The organism is Halorubrum sp. SS7, from assembly GCF_005435055.1.
GTDB lineage: Archaea > Halobacteriota > Halobacteria > Halobacteriales > Haloferacaceae > Halorubrum > Halorubrum salinarum.
On record NZ_SGXV01000121.1, the window covers coordinates 1 to 1067 of the forward strand.

At 64.6% G+C, this 1067-nt stretch carries 2 protein-coding genes; one reads left to right on the top strand and one right to left on the bottom strand.

Annotation, left to right across the window (positions count from 1 at the left end; all coding sequences use genetic code 11):
• A partial coding sequence (locus EXE44_RS17015) for a CopG family ribbon-helix-helix protein (RefSeq protein WP_137717982.1) occupies positions 1-109 on the bottom strand: 109 nt, incomplete at its 3' end.
• 105 nt (positions 110-214) lie between these two features.
• On the opposite strand from EXE44_RS17015, the gene EXE44_RS17020 reads away from it, so the two are divergent.
• The coding region (locus EXE44_RS17020) for a hypothetical protein (protein WP_137717983.1) at positions 215-1067 on the top strand (853 nt) is incomplete at its 3' end.

Consider the following 1067-nt stretch of genomic DNA (forward strand, 5'->3'; position numbering starts at 1 on the left):
CTAACATCGCCTCTCGCACCGCCCGCGACCGATTCTCTATGCCCTCGTCTCGCCATACCCGATCGAACTCCGCCACCACCTCGTCGGGGATGTTGAAACTCGTTCTCACGGTCTCGTGGTGAACGCCGCGGGCACAAGAACCTCGTTATGACGATACCCCCGGTCCGGTAGTAACAACTGCTAAACGCGGTCGTTTTCGAGTGTCACGCGAACGATGCTCCCAAGCGAACTGCTCGGCCCGCTCGCGGGTGCGGTCCTCCTCGGCGCGGGCCACGGCTGGCCGGTCGCCGCCTCGTACGCGCTCGATCAAACCAACAAGTGGGTGTACGGGTTCGCGGCGAGTTTCCTCATCGGATTCGGCCACCTCGTCAGCAGCATCGCGATGGTTGCGGTCTTCTTCTACGCGAAGAACTACTTCGATCTCACGCAGGTCAACGAGCCGATCGCGGTGTTCGGCGCCGTCCAGATCGGTGGTCCGGTCAGCCTCGTGGCCGGCGTGCTGCTGATCGCTCTCGGGGTCCGCGAGTACCTCCACGGCCACTCTCACGGGACCGACGACGAGGGGCACGATCACGAGCATAGCCGTGATTCGACCGACCATCACGATCATGACCCGAGCGACCATCACGACCACAGCCATGATCCTGCCGGACCTCACGACCGGGGTCACGATCACTCGCACGACCACGGCGACGAAAGCGGCGGGCTCTACGCCCGCCTGAAGGGGTTTGTGCCGTTCGCCGGCGGTCACTCCCACTCGCACGGCGGTCTCGAGGAGGGGACCGACCGGGGGCTCCTCGGCATCGCGTGGTTCGCGTTCGTCCTCGGGTTCGCCCACGAGGAGGAGTTCGAGATCATCGCGCTCTGTGCCGGGTCGAACTACTGTCTCGAACTGATGAGCGCCTACGCGCTCACCGTCATCGCGGGTATCGTCGGACTGACGTTGCTCCTGATCGCGGGATACCACCGCTCGCAGGAGCGCGTCGAACAGTACGCCCCGTACCTGCCGGCGTTCTCCGCGGCGGTCCTCGTCGTCATGGGCGTCGGATTCATCTTCGGGCTGTTCT